Below are 1,083 nucleotides of genomic sequence, written 5' to 3'. Positions count from 1 at the left end.
GACGGCCGGCTCGGTCACGGGCCGCTCCGTGCTCGCCTCGGTCGACAACGCAGCCGCCGGCAGGGCGTCCTGCGGCGGCGCGGGACCGCGCGCGGCAGCCGGGAGCTCGACCGCAGGCGGCTCGACCGCGGCCGATCCGGCCGGAAGCCTGCGCGGACCGCGCTGGAAATCGAACTCCGCGCTGACCGGCGCTTCGAGCCGCACGCCGCTGCGGCGCAGGGTCGCGACGAGACCGCCGTACGGACCGAGCAGCGAGCGCAGGCGCCAGATCAGCTGCGACAGCGCCGCGTCCGACACGGTCTGGCCGCCCGGCCAGAGCGCGTCGAACAGCTCCTGGCGCGTCAGCAGGCGGCCGTCGGATTCGCACAGGACTTGCAGCAGCTGCAGCAGCAGCGGCGTCGCGGCGACGTCTTCGCCGTCGATGCTCAGGCTGCCGCGGCGCAGGTCCAGCGCGACTCCGGCAAAGCGGTAACCGACGACGCGCGTTTCCGGCATGCGGGAAGAATCGGAGACGGCCATCGGTCGATCGGGAGCGGGAATGGCGCGATCCTAGCGAAGCCGCCGCCGCCGCGGTAAGCGGACTCTCACTCATTGAGGGCGGATCCGGCCCTGATTGGGCCTAAGCTTAGGAGTCCTTCGCGCGGCGCCGCCGGCCGCGCCGGATTCCGGAGCCCTCGCCGCCGCATGAGCCATCCCGCCTCCCGCGTGCTGACCGTCCTCGAACTGCTGCAGGCCCATGGCCGGCTCAGCGGCAGCGAGCTGGCCCAGCGCCTGCAGGTCGACGTGCGCACGACGCGGCGCTACATCCGCGTGCTGGAGGACATCGGCATTCCGATCACGGCAGAGCGCGGCCGCTACGGCGCGTATTCGCTGGTGCCGGGCTTCAAGCTGCCGCCGCTGATGTTCGGCGACGACGAGGCGCTCGCGCTGTCGCTCGGCCTGCTCGCCGCGCGCAGCCTGGGCCTGGCCGATGCCGCGCCGGCCGTGGCGAGCGCGCTGGCCAAGCTCGAGCGCGTGATGCCGGCCGCGCTGCAGCGGCGCGTGCGCGCCGTGGCCGAGACCGTCACCCTGGACCTGAGCCAG

General features: G+C 73.9%; 2 protein-coding genes. One reads left to right on the top strand and one right to left on the bottom strand.

Features of this window, described 5'->3' with window-relative positions; all coding sequences use genetic code 11:
- A partial coding sequence (locus tag NON22_RS24715; RefSeq protein WP_257389632.1) for a winged helix-turn-helix domain-containing protein occupies nucleotides 1-519 on the bottom strand: 519 nt, incomplete at its 3' end.
- Nucleotides 520-684: 165 nt separating this feature from the next.
- Here NON22_RS24715 and NON22_RS24710 point away from each other — a divergent pair.
- Nucleotides 685-1,083 (top strand): helix-turn-helix transcriptional regulator (locus NON22_RS24710; RefSeq protein WP_257389631.1); only part of this gene is annotated, 399 nt, incomplete at its 3' end.

It is taken from the genome of Tahibacter caeni (assembly GCF_024609805.1).
In the GTDB taxonomy this organism is placed as follows: domain Bacteria; phylum Pseudomonadota; class Gammaproteobacteria; order Xanthomonadales; family Rhodanobacteraceae; genus Tahibacter; species Tahibacter caeni.
This window is presented reverse-complemented; position numbering and strand designations above follow the sequence as displayed.